Annotated in this window: 14 protein-coding genes and 1 pseudogene; 8 read left to right on the top strand and 7 right to left on the bottom strand. The window is 65.2% G+C overall.

The window, feature by feature from the left end:
• Positions 1 to 38: 38 nt before the first annotated feature.
• Complete coding sequence (locus tag ABIE67_RS50150) at positions 39 to 1,001, bottom strand: DUF3068 domain-containing protein (protein ID WP_370271145.1); 963 nt, start codon at positions 999 to 1,001, stop codon at positions 39 to 41.
• A gap of 326 nt (positions 1,002 to 1,327) precedes the next feature.
• Between ABIE67_RS50150 and ABIE67_RS50145 the strand changes: the two genes are divergently transcribed.
• The 5 genes from ABIE67_RS50145 (at position 1,328) to ABIE67_RS50125 (ending at position 7,348) form a co-directional block, all read left to right on the top strand.
• Positions 1,328 to 2,551, top strand: a complete 1,224-nt coding sequence (locus ABIE67_RS50145) for a helix-turn-helix domain-containing protein (protein WP_370271144.1) — start codon at positions 1,328 to 1,330, stop codon at positions 2,549 to 2,551.
• 143 nt (positions 2,552 to 2,694) lie between these two features.
• The gene (locus ABIE67_RS50140) at positions 2,695 to 3,618 is read left to right on the top strand and encodes an SGNH/GDSL hydrolase family protein (protein WP_370271143.1); all 924 of its coding nucleotides are present in this window, start codon (positions 2,695 to 2,697) and stop codon (positions 3,616 to 3,618) included.
• 239 nt (positions 3,619 to 3,857) lie between these two features.
• A complete protein-coding gene (locus ABIE67_RS50135) occupies positions 3,858 to 5,039 on the top strand; it encodes a glycosyltransferase family 4 protein (protein ID WP_370271142.1) in 1,182 nt (393 codons plus the stop codon).
• A gap of 6 nt (positions 5,040 to 5,045) precedes the next feature.
• Positions 5,046 to 5,822: a class I SAM-dependent methyltransferase gene (locus tag ABIE67_RS50130; protein WP_370271141.1), complete on the top strand. Its 777-nt coding sequence runs from the start codon at positions 5,046 to 5,048 to the stop codon at positions 5,820 to 5,822.
• Positions 5,819 to 7,348: an NAD-dependent epimerase/dehydratase family protein gene (locus ABIE67_RS50125; protein WP_370271140.1), complete on the top strand. Its 1,530-nt coding sequence runs from the start codon at positions 5,819 to 5,821 to the stop codon at positions 7,346 to 7,348. The genes ABIE67_RS50130 and ABIE67_RS50125 overlap by 4 nt, the downstream gene beginning before the upstream one ends.
• A gap of 19 nt (positions 7,349 to 7,367) precedes the next feature.
• Here ABIE67_RS50125 and ABIE67_RS50120 read toward each other — a convergent pair whose 3' ends face one another.
• Both ABIE67_RS50120 and ABIE67_RS50115 read right to left on the bottom strand, forming a co-directional pair.
• Complete coding sequence (locus ABIE67_RS50120; protein ID WP_370271139.1) at positions 7,368 to 8,660, bottom strand: alpha/beta fold hydrolase; 1,293 nt, start codon at positions 8,658 to 8,660, stop codon at positions 7,368 to 7,370.
• Positions 8,661 to 9,151: 491 nt separating this feature from the next.
• Positions 9,152 to 9,901, bottom strand: a complete 750-nt coding sequence (locus ABIE67_RS50115) for an NDP-sugar synthase (RefSeq protein WP_370271138.1) — start codon at positions 9,899 to 9,901, stop codon at positions 9,152 to 9,154.
• A 466-nt stretch (positions 9,902 to 10,367) separates the two neighbouring features.
• Here ABIE67_RS50115 and ABIE67_RS50110 point away from each other — a divergent pair, with 466 nt between their 5' ends.
• The 3 genes from ABIE67_RS50110 to ABIE67_RS50100 all read left to right on the top strand — a co-directional run bounded on the left by ABIE67_RS50110 (position 10,368) and on the right by ABIE67_RS50100 (position 13,034).
• Positions 10,368 to 11,393 (top strand): GntR family transcriptional regulator, encoded by a 1,026-nt coding sequence (locus ABIE67_RS50110; RefSeq protein WP_370271136.1) that lies wholly within the window; start codon positions 10,368 to 10,370, stop codon positions 11,391 to 11,393.
• A gap of 203 nt (positions 11,394 to 11,596) precedes the next feature.
• Positions 11,597 to 12,298: a response regulator transcription factor gene (locus tag ABIE67_RS50105; RefSeq protein WP_370271135.1), complete on the top strand. Its 702-nt coding sequence runs from the start codon at positions 11,597 to 11,599 to the stop codon at positions 12,296 to 12,298.
• Between the two features lie 82 nt (positions 12,299 to 12,380).
• Positions 12,381 to 13,034, top strand: a complete 654-nt coding sequence (locus tag ABIE67_RS50100; RefSeq protein ID WP_370271134.1) for a TetR/AcrR family transcriptional regulator — start codon at positions 12,381 to 12,383, stop codon at positions 13,032 to 13,034.
• Positions 13,035 to 13,058: 24 nt separating this feature from the next.
• Here ABIE67_RS50100 and ABIE67_RS50095 read toward each other — a convergent pair whose 3' ends face one another.
• From ABIE67_RS50095 to ABIE67_RS50080, 4 genes and pseudogenes are all read right to left on the bottom strand, one after another.
• Complete coding sequence (locus ABIE67_RS50095) at positions 13,059 to 13,757, bottom strand: DUF1501 domain-containing protein (RefSeq protein WP_370271133.1); 699 nt, start codon at positions 13,755 to 13,757, stop codon at positions 13,059 to 13,061.
• Positions 13,758 to 14,334: 577 nt separating this feature from the next.
• Positions 14,335 to 14,379 (bottom strand): annotated as a pseudogene (locus ABIE67_RS50090) (hypothetical protein); the annotation flags it as partial.
• Between the two features lie 37 nt (positions 14,380 to 14,416).
• Positions 14,417 to 15,742, bottom strand: coding sequence for a DUF1800 family protein (locus tag ABIE67_RS50085; protein WP_370271131.1), 1,326 nt, complete (start codon positions 15,740 to 15,742; stop codon positions 14,417 to 14,419).
• A 158-nt stretch (positions 15,743 to 15,900) separates the two neighbouring features.
• Positions 15,901 to 16,974: a transposase domain-containing protein gene (locus tag ABIE67_RS50080; protein WP_370271130.1), complete on the bottom strand. Its 1,074-nt coding sequence runs from the start codon at positions 16,972 to 16,974 to the stop codon at positions 15,901 to 15,903.
• Positions 16,975 to 17,039 lie beyond the last annotated feature (65 nt).

Below are 17,039 nucleotides of genomic sequence, written 5' to 3'. Positions count from 1 at the left end.
ATGACAATTTCCCCCCACACCCCACCACGTGGCATTCCTCACCCTCCCCGCGAATGACGCCCACCCGAAACACTCCCCCGAACCACCCACACACCACCCACAAACGCGAGTATCGAGCCCACTAGGCCTCCTGCCTTTGGTGCTGTCTCGGCAACGAGCTCCAGAGCGCGGCTGTTCTTGGCAGCGAATTCGACCTGCTCGCGCTGCATGGCGGGGGGCATCTCCAGTCCGCCACTCCGAAGCAGGGTCACCGCGTCGTACTTGGAACCCGGTGCCCGCAGCGTCACTTCTGGTGCGGTCTTCACATTCATGATCTGGCCGGTGCGTTGGTCGACGGTGAGCTCGATGCCGGCATTGGCGTACCACTCCTCGGCGATCACCTGCTTCTGCTTGGGCAGCCCTACCAGCGCCCCCGGCACCTGCCGGGTCCCCCGCTTCGTGGGCTCAACTGTCCCGGTGAAGCGGTATCCCTCGTGACCCTGGATCTTCTTGATGCCCGCGAAGCGGAGCAGGACGGTGCCGCGAAGAGTACCGTCCCACCAGCGGTAGTCGCGCTCTTGCACGTCAAAGGGGAACTTCACGTACGCCTCCCCTTGGTGGTACGGCTTCTCCCCGCAGCAGTGCACCGGTCGGTTCGTCGAGCGGTCGACGACGAAACGCTCCCGGGACCACTCCAGCGATTTGCGCGGGTCCTTCAGCCGCAGAGTCTCGGGTGTGTCGACGGTCGATGACATGTCGATGACGGCATAGCCCGTGCGCTCGCTGTCGGCCACGTCGCCCAACGCCCGCTGCGTGACAGTGATCTTCTGATTCTTCTTGACGGACACGGAGTTCTGGTCGAAGTAGCTGCCTGTGCCGGTCAGGGCGGTTGTGACGTCGGTATTGATCGGCATTAGCTTGACGCGCGGCTCCACGTACCAGGCGAGCAACGGCGCGAGAACCAGCAAAAACGAGCCGACTCCCAGCAGGACTAAGGACATCGGTGAGGGCAATTTACGCATATAGGGCACTCCATTCGCTAGATGGAGAGTTGAGTCTCCATGTGCGGGAAACCACACAGCCATTCCTTGACGAGCAATCAACGTCGCTCTAACACTTGGCAGCTAAAACGTTTCTTCTGCACTGGGCTGCTTAACTGCCCCCTCAGTATCCGCATTGGAAAGAGAGGCTCGCTTCCCATGTCAGGCCCCAGGTACAGGTTCATGGCCGTCGCTGCCACCTGCGTGACAGCCGGTGCGCTCGCAGTTTGCACGGCAGTCGGGATCGTCGCCGTTCGGAATGCCACCCCGGAGCAGTCCAATGTTCCCTTAGTCTCCTTCCCGGGCCCGTGACCGCGATCACACCGCCGGCCTGGAAGGACGTACCGCGCCTGAGAGTGCAGCGGTTCGCCGAACTTGCCCTGGACGAGGTGCCCCGGCTGGCTGAGGCGATCCTGGACGAGATCCGCCGTGAGTATCCCGACCTTCCGCAGGTCCTCGATGACTCGGGGAAACCGGTCGCCCTGATCGGCGTGAGACGGGCACTCAAGCACTTCATCGAGCACCTGACTTCGGGCGACGCCCGGCCTGGCGCACAGCCCGAGATCTTCCAGGATTGCGCACGCGAGGGGGGCACACAGGGACTCACTCTGGACGCCCTGGCCATCTCCCGGCCCGGAGTGCGGCTGGCCTGGCGCCGCCTCGCTGAAATCGGGCAGAGCGTTGAGATACCGCCACCGGCGATGTACGAGCTCGTCGAGTCCGGCTTCGAGTACCTCGACGGACTGGTGGCACAGTCCGTACGCGGAAACGCGGAGGCCTTCGCCCGGCGGGTTGGTGAGCGCCTGCGACTCCAACACCGACTCATGGAGCTGCTGTTCACCGAGCACCAGCGCACCGATGCCATTGCCGAGCACGCCGCTCGCATCGGTTGGCGACTGCCGTCCCAGGTCGCTGTCGGGGTGCTTCTGCGCCCGGCGCGCGAAGCGGTCACCCCGGTGGTCGGGCACGACGTCCTCCTGGACATGGAGTGGGAGCAGCCGCGCATGGTGGTTCCCGATCCCGACGCCGCGGGCCGGGCCGAACTGCTGCGCCGTGCCATGCCCGGCTGGGCGGGAGCAATCGGGCCGACTGTGCCGCTTGCCGAGGCTGCCAAATCGCTGCACTGGGCGACTACGGCCGTACAACTCATCGGCCGCGGACTGCTGCCCTCTGGGCAGTTACTGCACTGCGCCGAGCACACCGAGGCGCTGGTCCTCCTTCCCCCCGAGGAACTGCTGACGGACCTGGCCCGACGTCGCTTGTCACCCCTTGCGGCATGCGGGCCAACGCGCAGCCGTCGACTCGCGGAGACACTGCTGGCCTGGCTGGAGACACGCGGCGGGGCGCCCGAGATCGCCGACCGGCTCGGAGTCCACCCGCAGACCGTCCGCTACCGGCTCCGGCAGATCCGCGAGTTATGGGGAGACGAGATGGAAGACCCAGATCGTCGGTTCGAGTTGAAGTTGGTGCTGCGGTCTCAGCAGTTGCGCGGGGAACTCGGGATGATCGGGCCCTCCGGGTCTTCTGCGTGATGGGGCTGCGCATAACCTGCCGGAGGGGCTCACACCGGCAGGCAAGGCAGCGGCACGCTCACAGAACAAATGGTGCGTAAGCTCATTAACTATGCGACTTTCGCCGATAGATGGGCACGCCATCTCGCGGAGAGGAGCAAGGGATGCCGGACATCCACCGGCACACATGCCGCGTCCGGGCCACCATCGTGATGACGGCCGTCCTCACAGGGCTCCTCGTTGCCACTGGTTGCGACGAAGCCGGTGGTGTCGCCGAGCCTGCTCCCCGAGGACCGGCCACCAAGCCCACCGCTCAGTGGGACACGAGTCCCGACTCGATCGCATCGCTGGGCGATTCCATCACACGTGGCTTCAACGCCTGCAAGGCCATGACTGACTGCCCCGAGGCGTCGTGGGCGACTGGCACGGACCCGAAGGTCCGGAGTGTGGCCCAGCGGCTGCTCAGGAACCCTGAGCGGAGCAGCTGGAACTTTGCGAAGACCGGAGCAACGATGGCCGACCTGCCCCGGCAGGTCACGGCTGCCACAGCTGAACGACCGCAGTTGGTGACGGTGCTCATCGGTGCGAACGACGCATGTCGGGACAGCATTGACTTGATGACCCCGGTGTCCAAGTTCCGTTCCCACTTCAAGGCGGCCCTGAAGCAACTGAGGGAAACCCTGCCCACGACCCAGGTGTACGTGCCGAGCATCCCGGATCTCAAACGGCTGTGGTCTCAAGGCCGGCACACCGCTTCCGCCAAGCGCGTGTGGAAGTTGGGTATCTGCGAATCGATGCTGAGCAAGCCGGACGATGTCAGCAAGGCAGCGAAGCAGCGACGACAGCGCGTGTACGACCGGGTGGCGGACTACAACACAGCATTGCGCAGAGTCTGCAGTGAGGACCCGTTGTGCCGGTACGACGGCGGCGAGGTCTTCGACTACCGCTTCACGGTCAAGCACTTGAGCCGGTTGGACTTCTTCCATCCCGACAAGGACGGGCAGGAGCGGCTGGCGGAGGTCGCATACCGGCACATCACGGCCGAAAAACCGGTGGGTTACCGCTCGCCGCGCCTGCCGGCTTCGTAGCGCCTTCACTTCACTGTGGGTGGTGTGTGGGTGGTTCGGGGGAGTGTTTCGGGTGGGCGTCATTCGCGGGGAGGGTGAGGAATGCCACGTGGTGGGGTGTGGGGGGAAATTGTCATGGTGGTGAGTAGCTGGAGTGGGGGGTGGCGCGAAAACTGGCGGCTAGATGTCTGTCCTTTGCCGGTGGCCGCGGAATTCCCAGCCCGTATGGGTTCCGTGCCCTGAGACAAGTTAGAACGTGTATGCCCCAGGACTTACCTTCGCCGCGTGCCGGGACGACCGGTAGTGTTCCGGCTGCCGTCCCTGCCCGTGGCTCACTGGCCGCGTCGGGTGAACCCGCCCTGCGGGTACCCCGGCGGATCGTGTTCCTGGCCCGCCGGGACCTGGCGAACCCCGCCGCCGGGGGCTCCGAACTGCTCGTGGACCGGCTGGCCCAGGGACTGACCGCCAGCGGCCACGAGGTCACCCTGCTGTGCGGGGGACCAGCCGCACACCGCGACTACCGGGTCGTGTCCGCCGGCGGTGACCTCACCCACTTCCTGCGCGCCCGACGCGCCTTCGCCCGCCAGATCGGCGACTGCGACCTCCTTGTCGAGGTCTGCAATGGCATGCCCTACCTCGCCCCCCTCTGGCACGACGGACCCACCCTCTGCCTGGTCAACCACGTCCACTCCGACCTCTGGCAACTGCGCTACCCCGGCCCCCTCGCCCCCCTCGGCCGCCGCCTGGAACACTGGGCCCTGGCCGGCGCACACCGCCGCAACCTCACCGTCGCCATGTCCGGCTCCACCGCCACCGCCCTGCACGCCATCGGCGTCGACCCCGACCGCATCAGAATCGTCCACAGCGGCGTCGAAGAACCCGGACCCCTCCTGCCCAAATCACCCCAGCCCCTCTTCGTAGCCGTCGGACGACTCGTCGAATACAAACGCATCGACCTCCTCCTCAGACTCTGGAACCTGGTCCGCCCCGTCACCGGCGGACGCCTGGTCATCATCGGCGACGGACCCGAACGCACCCGCCTGCAAGCCATGGCCGGCGACGGCGTCGTCTTCACCGGACGCGTCTCCGAACAGACCAAACACCGCCTCCTGTGCCAGGCCTGGCTCCTGCTCCACCCCTCCCTCGTCGAAGGCTGGGGCCTGGTCATCACCGAAGCCGCCGCCCGCCACACCCCCGCCATCGGCTTCGACATACCCGGCCTGCGCGACTCCATCACCCACCAGATCACCGGCCACCTCGCCGACGGCGAATCATCCTTCGCCGCCGCCTGGTGCACCCTCACCCTCAACCACCACCACCGCACCACCCTCGGCCACACCGCAGCCCAACACGCCACCCGCTACCGCTGGCACCGCACCGTACGCCACTTCCGCACCGCCGCCACCGAGGCCTACCACACCCACACCACGCCAGACAGGTAGCAGACCATGCACGACGACACGACCACCATCGCCGACGGCAGCACAGACAGCGCGCCCTTGAAGGATCCCTCCTGGCGCCGCTCCCTCACGCTCTTCCGCGCCTTCCTGCGCGAACAGAGCGACCCCGAACACTGTTACACCCTCCTCGCCCGCGACGCCGCCCAGCAGATCGAGCGCTACACCCCCCTGACCGGCCGCACCGTCATCGACATCGGCGGCGGCCCCGGCCACTTCACCCGCGAATTCCAGTCCCGCGGTGCCCACTGCTACCTCATCGAACCCGACCCCACCGAGCTCACCGCCCACGGCCCGCCGCCCACGGGGGCCATCACCGCCGACGGCCATCTCCTCCCCTTCGCCGACGCATCCGCCGACATCACCTTCTCCTCCAACGTCCTCGAACACGTCCCCGATCCCACCACTTTCCTCAGCGAAATGATCCGCGTCACCCGACCCGGCGGACTCATATACGCCTCCTTCACCAACTGGCTCTCCCCGTGGGGCGGACACGAAATGGCCCCCTGGCACTATCTCGGCCACCACCACGCCCGCACCCGATTCCAGAAAAAGACCGGAAGACTCCCTAAGCACACTCTCGGCCACAATCTTTTTCCCATCCACATCGGTCCCATCCTCCGCCACGTCCACAAACATCCCCAGCTCACCCCCCTCACTGTCCGTTCCCGCTACTGGCCCATCTTCCCTACCGCCATCACCCGCATTCCCGGCCTCCGCGAAATTGCCACCTGGAACCTCCTCCTCATCCTGCAAAGAACACCATGACCACCACCAGATTTGGGCGATGCATGGAACGTCATACGGGAAAAGAAGACTTATTCGAAGAGATAAAGGCGCTCGTTCCTGCCGGTTCCGGAGAACCGCGTGATCCAGCCGTCCTCGACCGCCTGATGGAATTGACAGGGCAGCTCATAAGCATCTACGAGAAGGCCGGCGACCTCGATCGGCATCCGTTCGGCGACGTCGCCAATCGAACAATATCCCGCTACGACGATCAGGTGCGGAAGCAGCTACAAGGCAGGACTGTCCTGGTAACGGGCGGAGAGGGATACATCGGTAGCGAGCTAATCTCTGCGGCAGCAGATTTCATGCCCAAGAGGATAGTCTCGGTGGATGTAGCAGATCAGTGTTCCCACAACTCCACCGAGCGGCAGTTCTATCGGAGTGACATCGCTGACCTGGACAGCCTGGCCCGCATCTTCAAGGCCGAACGGCCAGACGTGGTCTTCCATCTTGCCGCCGAGCGAGAGCCTGCGCGGGCCGAACAGCAGATCAGAGAGACTATTCACTCCAACATCGCGGGTACGGATAATGTGCTTCAGCTTTGCGAAGAATTCAGAGTGAGGCACTGTGTCTACTCGTCTTCTGGTAAAGCTGCGAGGTATCACACACCCGACGTCTACGCCGGCTCCAAGAAGATAACGGAGTGGCAGCTCGCCCGAGCTGCCGCGACTGGAGAGGTGGACTACAGCGCCGTTCGGTTCACCCACGTCATGGAGAACAGCATCGTCCATCGCGAGATGCTGGAGAAGATTGATCGTGGTCTGGTCAGCTTCCATTCCCCTGAGCGCTACATGCATGCGCAGACAAAAGACGAAGCAGTCAATCTGCTGCTCAACTCACTCGCCATGGAGAGCAGTTCAGATTGCCGTCTGTCCACGGTTCGAGATCTTGGTTGGCCCATAGACGTACTGGCTATCCCACTCTATGAGATGAAGCGACGCGGGGTAGTGGTTCCGCTCTACTTCCGGGGTGTTCCAGACGGTTACGAGTCGGAGTTCTTCAGAGGACAGCTCGACCACAGCAGAATTGGCGAGTTCAACCCTATGATCAACGCCCTGGAAACATTGTCCAGCCGACCGGACGCATCCGAGGACATGACCATCACTCACGTCGCTCCGTTCTCCTTCGATGCGCTTCAGAGCGCCCTGGGGCGACTAAAATCATCCGCTTCGTCACCCGATCGCCCCCACGCCGGCATCAAGTGCCAGCTCTCATCCGAAATCAAAAAAGTGAGCAGGACTTCCTTCGAAAGAACGCCGGTACGCCGTGCCTGGGACATACTGCGTTGGGGTGTTGACGCTCGTGCGGTGAACATTGACGAGGTCTTACGGGGGCACCAAGACACCATTGAGCTGATTGCTCAAGCGGTTGTCCCGCAGCTCTCCCGTGAAGGGTCGGCATGGGTCGACGTGGATCGACCTACGCTGGGCGATGTATTGCAGGTACTCCGCCGGGTCGATAATTTAGCCGCCGAAGTTGAAGAACTTGCACAGATTTCGCACCCTTAGCGCAAATGTGGGCGATTACTCAACAGGCGGGCAGATTTTCTGCCTTACCCGAAATGAGGTAGGCAACCGCCGCCCTCTGAGCGCATTCCACGCCGGTGGCCGTCGCGACATGGCTGGTTCCTGGGAAAGTTGTCAGATGGGCCTTGAGTCGCTTCGCGGTGGCACGTGCGCCCTTGATGCCGGCAATCGGGTCGTGTTCGCCATGGATGACCAGCGGCGTGATGCGCTGGGAGCCTCGCAGCGCCCCCAGCGGCTTCGTGGGACGAGGCCAATCGGCGCACGGCAGGTATTCGGCGGCACGGCTCCCAGCCTCGGGAGCCCCTGTCTTCGCGTATGCCTGAAGGATGCCGTCGACACTGTCCGGCCATGCGTAGTCGGCGCATAGCGCGCCGAGGCTGTAGCCCAGGTCCTGTTCCTCCTGCAGATCGGTGAGCTGTTGGGGTACGCCCCCAGCGGCCAACGTCTTCAAGGCTGTCAGGTCCGCGTCGTCCCGAGCCGACTGCAGCGCCGAGGCGAGGTCAGGCCACAGGTCCGGCAGCAGGGCTGCCGCGCTGGCGGCCTGCAATACGGCCTTCGTACGCGTCGCTTTGTCGCCCGAGCCTCCCCCCTTGAGGCCGGCGGCCTGCTCCGCACCGCCCACTGGGTCAGCATGGAGCGGACAGGCGCTTGTGTGGGCGCGGCACCAGGGAGTGAACCCCGAGAGCAGAGTGCGCAGCGTCTGGCGATTGGCTTCGTCTTCATCGCCCGTACCCGCCGCTTCGTCCATGGCCCCCGAATACTCGATCGTCGCCAGGGGCCCGGCGACGGCGGGGTCCATCGTGCCGTCCAGTACTGCCGCGCGCACCCGGTCCGGGTAGGCACTCAGATAGGCCTGCGCGAGCATCGTTCGATACGAGCCCATCAGCAGGCTGATCTTCTCCTCACCGAGCGCGGCACGGATCGCTTCGATGTCGCGTGCGACGTCTCGGGTTCCCAGATGCTCGGCGAGGGGCCCGAGCTTCCTTGCGCACTGGTCCGTGTAGGTGCGGGCGGCCGCGGCGAGCTTCTTCCCGTTCTCGGCCTTGGCCAGATCCTTCGCTTTCCTCAGTTTCTGCAGCATGTCAGGCGTGTCCCCGCACTCTTTCACCGTTCCGCTCATGCCTGTGCCGCGCGCATCGAAGCCGATCAGATCGAAGCGGTCGGACAACTCCGGCGGCAGCAGGGGGGCCGGCACATACAGACCGGACAGGCCCGGCACGCCGCTGGCCCATACCAGTGCGCCGATTCGCTCATTTTCCTTGGCCGCGGGCAGCCGCGAAATGGCGATGTCCACCTTTCCTTCCTGTGGATTGGCGGCATCGACTGGTACGCGCACAGTGGCACATTGACGTTTCGGCTCGCCCGGCAATGCACATGGGGACCAGACAAGGGTGTCGCCAACGGCTAAATCACCGGACGAGGAAGGTGTGGAGGAAGCCGCATCGTTCTCGTCTGTTGAGGACGTGCACCCGACAGCGACGGCGAGGACCAAGACCGTCCCCACGATCTTGCTCCACTGAGATAAGACGGACTTGTCCTTCACGTTATTCACGCCCTCACATGTCGCCGCTACCACGTCACTTCTTCAAGGCAAGGAGGAAGCCCCGGCCGCAACTGCCATTCGGTCAGAGCAAGTTCGATGCCATGCCCTATTCTAAACTTTTTGTATGATTGCGCTGCTCCAGGCGTCGCACGCCCATGGCCCCGAGCACCCCGGCCCAGGGACCGCGGCAACCCTTCAGTCTCAACACAGCGAAGCAACCGGACAGTTGCACTGCTGAGCCATTACGAGATGCTGGGGTCGGTTGTGTGGAAATCCGCGGGCAACATTCGCCCGGAAGCCTGAACTTCCGCAGAGGCTTCCCTCACATCCTTGACGGTGTCGATACCGCGCCAGTAGCCGGACACGCGATAGCCAATGAGCCGGCCGGCTTCGGCGAGTCGCGGAAATGTGGTGTCCTCGTGGTCTCCCTTTTTCGGCAGCATGCGTACCACGCCAGGCGTGAAGAGGTAGATGCCGGCGTTGATCCAGTACGGGAGTTGTGGAGACTGAACAAATCCTCGGATACGGTCTCCGTCCAGGTCGGCCACTCCCCAGTTCGAGCGGTAGGGGGCCAGAGCAACGGTGACCGATCCGGCCTGCTTGTGGTGGAAGTCGGCGAAGTCCGCGAGTGAGAAAGCGGTGATCACATCGCCGTTCAGGACGAAGAAGGGGCGGTCCGGGTCGGCGAGGAACCGAGCGGCAAACTTGAGTCCCCCTCCTCGACCTAACGGCTCGTCCTCGATGGCGTAGCGGACCTTCAGGCCGAAGCGGGTTCCGTCGCCCACATACTCTTCAATCACGGCGTGTTTGTAACCACCGCTGACCGTCACGGACTTCACGTGGTGCTCCGCGAGCCAGGCCAGCTGGTAGCCGATAATCGGGGACCCAGCAATGGGAACCATCGCCTTGGGGGCGTCTTCCGTGTAGGGGCGCATGCGGGTCGCTTGACCACCCGCCAGAATCAGTGCTTGCTTCACCGGAGATACGGGCACGCCTTACTCCTTCGTCTTCTGCGACGCCACACGGCGCCTGTCGTGTCATAGTCCACCAGAACGACGTACTGTCTCAATGAGGCAATACCCGGGCTGAAATACAGGACGAGAGGCGAATTATTGACCGGGTCGAGACGTTTCAGCTCCCGTCCCCAGCCATAATGAGAATGTGCTCGTTGATGTGCGGTCACGAGGGTCAGTGGCCCAGGCGAAGGCACAGTGCGCGCCGCGATGGTCACCCTCCTGGGTGACGATGTCCATCGCGAACTACTCCATGAGTCCCTGTGGCCGGACGGGTGCGGCAGGATGAGTCGTCAATGCGGCCCCTGGCGGATTGAGGCATCAGTTATCTCGCTCAACAGGTTCGAGGGGTTCGCCTGCTAGGCCAGCCGCCCGTCACCCGCTCAGTGACCACTCCGGGGAAGCTCCCACTCGTGGTCATTGGCGCTAGGAGGTACGCACTTCCATGGCAACCGACAATCCTCATGGCGCCCTCCACCAGCAAATCGCGGACAAGCTCCGTTCCGATATCGCCAATGGTGTGCTCCAGCCGGGGACAAAGCTGCCCTCCGAGGCGGAGATCGCCGCAGAGTGGAAAACGACGCGTGCTATTGCCGCACAAGGCCTCAGACTCCTGATCGACGAGGGGTTGATCGTCCCCGACCAGGCCCAGGGGAATTCGGTGCGACCTCCTCAGCGCATCGTGTACCGGCCCCAAGCGGAGTTCAGGAAGCGCCCGCTCAGTCCTGAGATGGAGTCCTTCATTACCCAACTGCACGAAGAGGGACGGGAGGTGTCGCAGACGATCAATGTCAAGATCGTTCAACCGTCCCGCGACGTGCGCGAACGCCTCCAGCTCAACGAGGGCACGCCCGTTGTCGTGCGTATGCGCACCCGGTTCGTCGACGGTGTCGCGTACAACACCAATGACAGCTATTTCCCGTTCGACCTGGTCAAAGACACGGAGATCGCGGCTCCAGTCGGCATGGCCCGAGGCACCAACGCGGTCCTCATGGAGCTGGGATACGAGCAGGTTCGGGCGCTCGACGAGATCCACGTACGCATGCCCACGCCCGACGAAACCGAACGGTTACAGCTGACCGCCGGCACGCCGGTCGGAGTCCACATCTGCACCGGCTACACGAAGGAGGGCCGCCCTGTACGCACGGTGATCAACTGCCTGGCCGGCGACCGGCACATCATCGCTTACGAGCGCTCGAAAGCTCGAGTCGGCACCGACGTGGTGATCCGGTCTCCCCTCGAATCCGAGGTCGGTGTGGTCGCGTCGCTCTGGGAGCAGGCCGGCGCCTGGCTGCGTGAGCGTGGAGCAGAGACGGACCAGACGCGGCAGGTCCTTCAGGAAGACCAGGACGGCTCGGCCGTCGGTGTGGGTGAGTGTTACCTGGTGGAGGACAACGGCGTGCCGGTTGCCTCCATCACGGTCGACGGGCAGGCGGACGCGGACTTCTGGGCCCGATTGGGCGGCACCTGATCCTGACTGGTGCTCACAGGGCTGCCATCGCTTCCCCCGGCCCCGCATCCTCCGTTGATTGGCTTACGCAAAGCCCAGACGCCCACAGAAGCGACAGCATCGGCTGTCGTCCCAGATCACATGCCCGATTCTTGCGTTCATGGTGCCCCACCAGACAGTCTGCGACGTAAATGTCTGAAGCCAGGTGACCGTTTGGGGGGCTTATGGAGGAGAGATCGGGCCAGCGGCTGCTGGTAGTGGGCGACGGACCGGCCAACGTCGATGTGCTGGCCCCGTCTTTGCGTTTCCTCGGTTATGAGGTGGACGAAGCCGCCGGTGGCCGACAGGCACTGGCAGCGGTGCGTGAGCGCGGGCATGACCTGGTGCTGTTAGACGTCGTGTTACCCGACCTCGATGGCTTCGAGGTGCTGCGGCGGCTGCGTGCGGGAGGAGCCAGGGTGCCGGTGGTGTTCGTGACGGAGCAGGCGAGCGGGGACGACGTCGCCAACGGGCTGGACCTGGGCGCGGATGACTACATCACCAAGCCACTGCGGCTGGCGGAGGTCGCGGCCCGGGTGCGGGCGGTGCTGCGCCGCACGGCTGTCCACCGGGGATCGGAAGGCGGCACTCTGCTGTGCTGCGCCGACCTTGAGCTGGAGCCAGGTACCTACCAGGCGCGGCGCGGGGGACGGACAGTGGATCTGTCGCCCACGGAGTACCGGCTGCTCCATCATCTGCTGACCAATGCTGGGCGCGTACTGACCCGCAAGCAGCTGATGGAGCACGTGTGGGACTACGGCAGAGGCAACACGTCCGTACTTAAGTCGTATATATCTTACTTACGCCGGAAGCTGGACCGCGCTGGTCCACCGCTCATCCACACCCGTCGGGGTGTCGGATATGTATTGCGCGCGCCGGAAGCCTGACAAGCACTGACCCATGAGCCGGTGATGGACCGCCTGACATGCCGTGAGGTGGAGTGGACGTCCGGCGATTACGCTGCACGTCATGTCCCCGCACGCCCCCACCCCCGCTTACCGGCGCCTCAGCGTCGAGGAACGCCGCAGCCAATTACTTGAGACCTCGCTGCGCCTCTTCGCGACCCGCGCGCCCGAGAACGTATCGCTGGACGACGTGGCGGCTGCGGCCGGCGTGTCCCGTCCACTGGTCTACCGGTACTTCCCGGGCGGCAAGCAACAGCTGTACGAGGCCGCCCTCACATCGGCCGCGGAGCAACTCAAGCAATGCTTCGACGAGCCCCGGCAGGGCCCTCGCCTGCCCCGATTAGTGCGGGTGCTGGACCGTTACCTCGCTTTCGTCGATGAGCACGACATCGGTTTCAGCGCACTTCTCCAGGGCGGCAGCGTCGTCGAAACGTCCCGGACCACGACGATCGTCGACGGCGTACGGCGGGCTGCCGTCGAGCACATCCTCCGCCATCTCAACACCACTGAACCCGGCTTGCGACTGCGGATGACCGTGCGGATGTGGATCACCGCCGTCGAGGCAGCCTCACTCATCTGGCTCGACGAGGGCAAGCAGCCATCACTCGAGGAACTACGAAACTGGCTGGTCGATCAGTTCACCGCGGTACTCGCCGTGACCGCCGCGCACGACCCGGAGACCGCCGCCTTGATGGAAGCCCTCGCGGCGGAAGGCTGACTTCGCCGGTGACACATGTGTCACTCAGATGAAGTCCAGCGTCTTGTTGTGGCCGTAGAGCACCTTGCCCGGGTCGGTGTCCAGGACTCGTTCCAGCAGGGTCGCATAGACGTCGCGGAAGTCCGTCGTCATAAACATGTCCCCGTTGTCGAGCTTGCGCAGGCTCGGCTGCTCGCCGTAGAAACCCCCCTTGACCCGTTCGCCGAGGATGAATACCGGACCTGCGGTGCCGTGGTCGGTGCCGTCACTGGCGTTGGCCTTGACCCGGCGGCCGAACTCGGAGTAGACGGCGACGACCACGCGGCGGCCGGCCGGTGTCCTGCGCATCTCGTCCAGGAAGGCGCTGATGTCACGGTCCATCTGTCCCAGCAGCTGCGACTGGGTGCCCTTCTCGTTCGAGTGCGTGTCGAAGCCGCCAAGGCTGACGCTGTACGCGCGGGTGGGCACGCCCGCGGTGATGGCCTTGGCGACCACGGCGAGCTGTCGGCCGAGCTGGCCCTGCCCGCCCGCTGAGGCCCCCTTGGCAGAGTCCTCTCCCGCGCGGTCCTTCGCAGTGGGCTTCTCGGCATCCTTGTCGCAGGGGTCGTGCGGCTTCGGCGGGACGGGCGGCTCTGCCGGGTCCTGAGGGTGGTCGTCCTCGTGTCCGTCCTCCTTGCCGAAGGCCGTGGCCACCTTCGTCAGATCGCCGAGCGACGTCGCGGCTCGCGCCTGCAGCGGGTGCACGCCGGCCCCGGGCCTTCGCCAGTTCCTTGCACACGGTGTGCCACGGAGCCTGCACGTTGAGCCCATTGAGCTGTACTGCCGCGCCCGCGGTCTTCTCCCCGGCCAGCAGCGGAGGGAGCGTGGCGCCGATGGACACGGCGCGCAACGGGTCATTGTCCTTCTGCCCGTCCAGCCACCGGCCGAGCCATCCGCTGGGGACCGAGTGGGCGGGGGAAGCCGTCTGCCAGATGGACATGGACCGGAAGTGGCTGCGGTCGGGTCGTGGATACGACACCCCGCGCACGATCGCCAGCTTCTTCTGGTCCCACAGCTTCTTGAAGCCCTTCATGCCCGGGTTGAGGCCGAGCTGCTCGCCGAGCGGCAGGACCTCGCCCGGGCGGTAGGCGAGGCCGGGACGTGCGGCCTGGTAGGCCTTGTCCCACGCCGGAACGACCGTGTTGAGGCCGTCGTTGCCGCCATAGAGGGTGACCAGGACGAGCACCGGGGCGCTGCTGTCCGCGCCTTCCGGGGTAGCGGAGCCCAAGAACTCCTCCACTCCCTGGGCTCTGGTCCCCGCGGCGAGGGCCGTGGCGGCAACCACTCCGCTCGCCGTGAGGAACTTGCGTCGGCTCCAGGTGTCCACCTGTGGATCTCCTTCAGATACGCCAGGCCGCTGGGGCTCAGGGTTGTACGAGGTATTCGGGCGCGGTCAACGCGATCGCGGTGACGCGGCGCGGGTCTTCTGCCGCTGCGGCCAGCACGGCGGTGGTCTGCCTGCTCCATTCGTCGACGCCGAGCAGCCGGGCCAGCACCGCTGGGCGCTCGGTCGCGTACTCCTGCTCGATCGCGGAGAGGTCGGCCCACCCCGCGAGCCGCTGTGCGAACGGAATGCGGACCGCGGCGGCGGACGTGGTCAGCCAGGTCGCGCCGTGTGGCCAGCCGCCCACGTTGGGCGGGGCGAAGGGCACCTGACCTAGACCGCCCAGGGTGCCCAGGAGCTGTTGACGGGACTGCGGCGGCAGTTTGGCCGGACGGACTCCGAAGGCGCGCAGCGAGCCGACGACATATTCGACCGGCTGTTTGACCAGCACGTTGTCCTCGTCGGCGAACGCCGGGTCGGTGAACAGGGCGCGCAGCATCCGGCTGACGTTGTGCTTCTTGCCGTAGGCGCGAACCATCCGTTCCATGCTCTGTTTGGACGGGGGGTGCTCGGCGGAAACCAGCCGTGCCCAGAACCGGGAGGCGACATGGCGGGGGCTTGCCAGCTGATCGACGAGGTGGTCGACCAGGGTCTGGGCCGTGAAGTCCGTGGTGCGGCCGAGTACCGTCTGCGGCCCCTGCGCGTGCAACCGGGGGCGGAAGACCGGTCGCCAACCGTCCTTGCCACTCATGTCGATAGTCCAGCCGGTGAGGGCGGCGGCGGCCTGACGGATGTCACGCACCTTGTAGTTGTTGACTCCGAGGACGAACAGTTCCATGAGCTCGCGGGCGAGGTTCTCGTTGGGCCCGTTCGCGACGTTGCTGCTCGCGTCCAGCCAGCGCATCAGCGCCGGATCCGTGACCATATGACGGGCCAGCTTGCGGAAGTCGCCGTCGCCGAGGCGGCGCAGGGTCTCGTTCTGGACGAGCATGGCCCTGCCGGATTCGACCTTCTGGATGGAGGTCGCCCAGTGGTCGTGCCAGAGAAACGTCCGCTTCTCCCGCCAGGGGCGGTGGGCAGCGGTCATGCGGTCGAGCCACCACAGAGTCAGCCGTTCCCGCTGCTGGTTTCTGGCCTCCCTGTACCGCTGAAGGGCGCATGCGTCCTTCACATTGCGCGGGGGTAAGGGACCGATGTCAGGGGCCGGGGTGGCTTCGGCGCCCGGATCACGGCCGCCCTCCAGGATCGCGTCCAGGGTGCCGTCGAACCCGGCCGCCATCGCGAAGTCCACGTCCGTCGCACGCACGCCGAACCCGGTGCGCTGTAGCAACCGGGCGATACGGGCCCGAGTGTCAAGTGCTGCCATGTCGGCACACCCTCACCGGCTGATGTCACAAGATGGTGGGAACTTGGTCGGAATCCGGTGGGAAGCGGGACGCCGAGGTGATGCGACCCAGGTCAACGGGGTGTCATGAATGTCTCACCCACTAGGTGCGAGCCGAGCGCCGTCCGCGGAGTGCGAGGTCAGACGTAGAGCAACCGGTGGATGGCGTGATGGACGAGGAGATGGCCCCAGATCTCCTGCTCCACGCCGTCGGGCCAGCGTGAACGCAGCACCTGAGGGGTGCCGGGACCCAATGTGGCCAGCGAGCCGCGCAGACACCAGCGGTGTTGGGACAGGGAGGCCAGTTCCGCGGCCGGGGCGGCCTCGTGGTCAAGGACGGTCGTGGCGAGCAAGGTCGGCATCATGGACTCACCCTGGCTGGGTGGAGCCGGCTCGATGACTCGGACTTTGCGCGGGTGGTCATGCAGCGTGCACAGTCGCGAGCCGTCGCGGAGATGAGCGATGTCGTGGCTGACAGAAGTGCAGTGGATCCGCCAGAGCAGGTCGGCGCCGTTGGCTCGGGTGACGGCGAAAGTGGCGGGATCGAGGAACCCTTCGCCGGCCAGCAGCAGATCCCCCGACTTCAATGGAGCGCACAGTTCTCGCGCGAGTGTCCCGGCCGTACGAGTCGGTGGCCGCTCAAGCACGGCATGGCGAATGGTCCGAGTGTCGTGTTCCGCCAGGGCCACCACATGGATGCGGGGCAGCACGCCGTTGTCCGAGTCAGCGCACGGGGGGTCACCGAGTGCTGGGTATGCGGCGGGTAAGCCGTAGTGGGTGCGGTTGTCGGGGCTGTCCGGTAAGGCGACGGTTGTAAGGCCGGCGGTCATCACCTTCCAGTTCCGATAGTGGTTGACTGACATGGGCGGAGTGGGGGAAGCCCGTACCGCTTCCTTGAAGAGCGCGGCCAGGGGTTCCGCTCCAAGGCGGATCCGGGCGCGTGAGATCGCGGCGGTCGTGGGCACCGGGCGTGGGCCGTGGACCAGCCGGGCACGCGTGAGCCCTTCGTTGAGGAGCTCAGCCACCCTGGCGTAACCCTGGTGCGGGAAAAGGCACATGACCAGGATGAAGTAGACGGTCGTGCGCGCGGGCAGCAGTCGGCTGCGGCGCTCGGCGCGCCCGCAGGAGCTGACCGCCAAATCCACCAGCTCAGGCGGGAAGGTCCGCAAAATCAGCCCCATCGCGATGCGCTCCGTCAGTTCGTCATGCTCCACCCTGCGGCTCTGCCCCGGCCGTGGCATGTGATACCTCCGATGCTGGCTCAATGGCCCTTAAGTCA

The organism is Streptomyces sp. V4I8, assembly GCF_041261225.1.
In the GTDB taxonomy this organism is placed as follows: Bacteria; Actinomycetota; Actinomycetes; order Streptomycetales; family Streptomycetaceae; genus Streptomyces.
The sequence above is the reverse complement of the archived record's forward strand: the minus strand, read 5'-3'. Positions and strand labels throughout refer to the sequence as shown.

Coding starts and splice junctions, on each gene's coding strand:
- ABIE67_RS50150 (WP_370271145.1), bottom strand. CDS start 1,001: ATGCGTAAATTGCCCTCACCGATGTCCTTAGTCCTGCTGGGAGTCGGC.
- ABIE67_RS50130 (WP_370271141.1), top strand. CDS start 5,046: ATGCACGACGACACGACCACCATCGCCGACGGCAGCACAGACAGCGCG.
- ABIE67_RS50085 (WP_370271131.1), bottom strand. CDS start 15,742: ATGGCAGCACTTGACACTCGGGCCCGTATCGCCCGGTTGCTACAGCGC.
- ABIE67_RS50125 (WP_370271140.1), top strand. CDS start 5,819: ATGACCACCACCAGATTTGGGCGATGCATGGAACGTCATACGGGAAAA.
- ABIE67_RS50135 (WP_370271142.1), top strand. CDS start 3,858: ATGCCCCAGGACTTACCTTCGCCGCGTGCCGGGACGACCGGTAGTGTT.
- ABIE67_RS50110 (WP_370271136.1), top strand. CDS start 10,368: ATGGCAACCGACAATCCTCATGGCGCCCTCCACCAGCAAATCGCGGAC.
- ABIE67_RS50100 (WP_370271134.1), top strand. CDS start 12,381: ATGTCCCCGCACGCCCCCACCCCCGCTTACCGGCGCCTCAGCGTCGAG.
- ABIE67_RS50140 (WP_370271143.1), top strand. CDS start 2,695: ATGCCGGACATCCACCGGCACACATGCCGCGTCCGGGCCACCATCGTG.
- ABIE67_RS50105 (WP_370271135.1), top strand. CDS start 11,597: ATGGAGGAGAGATCGGGCCAGCGGCTGCTGGTAGTGGGCGACGGACCG.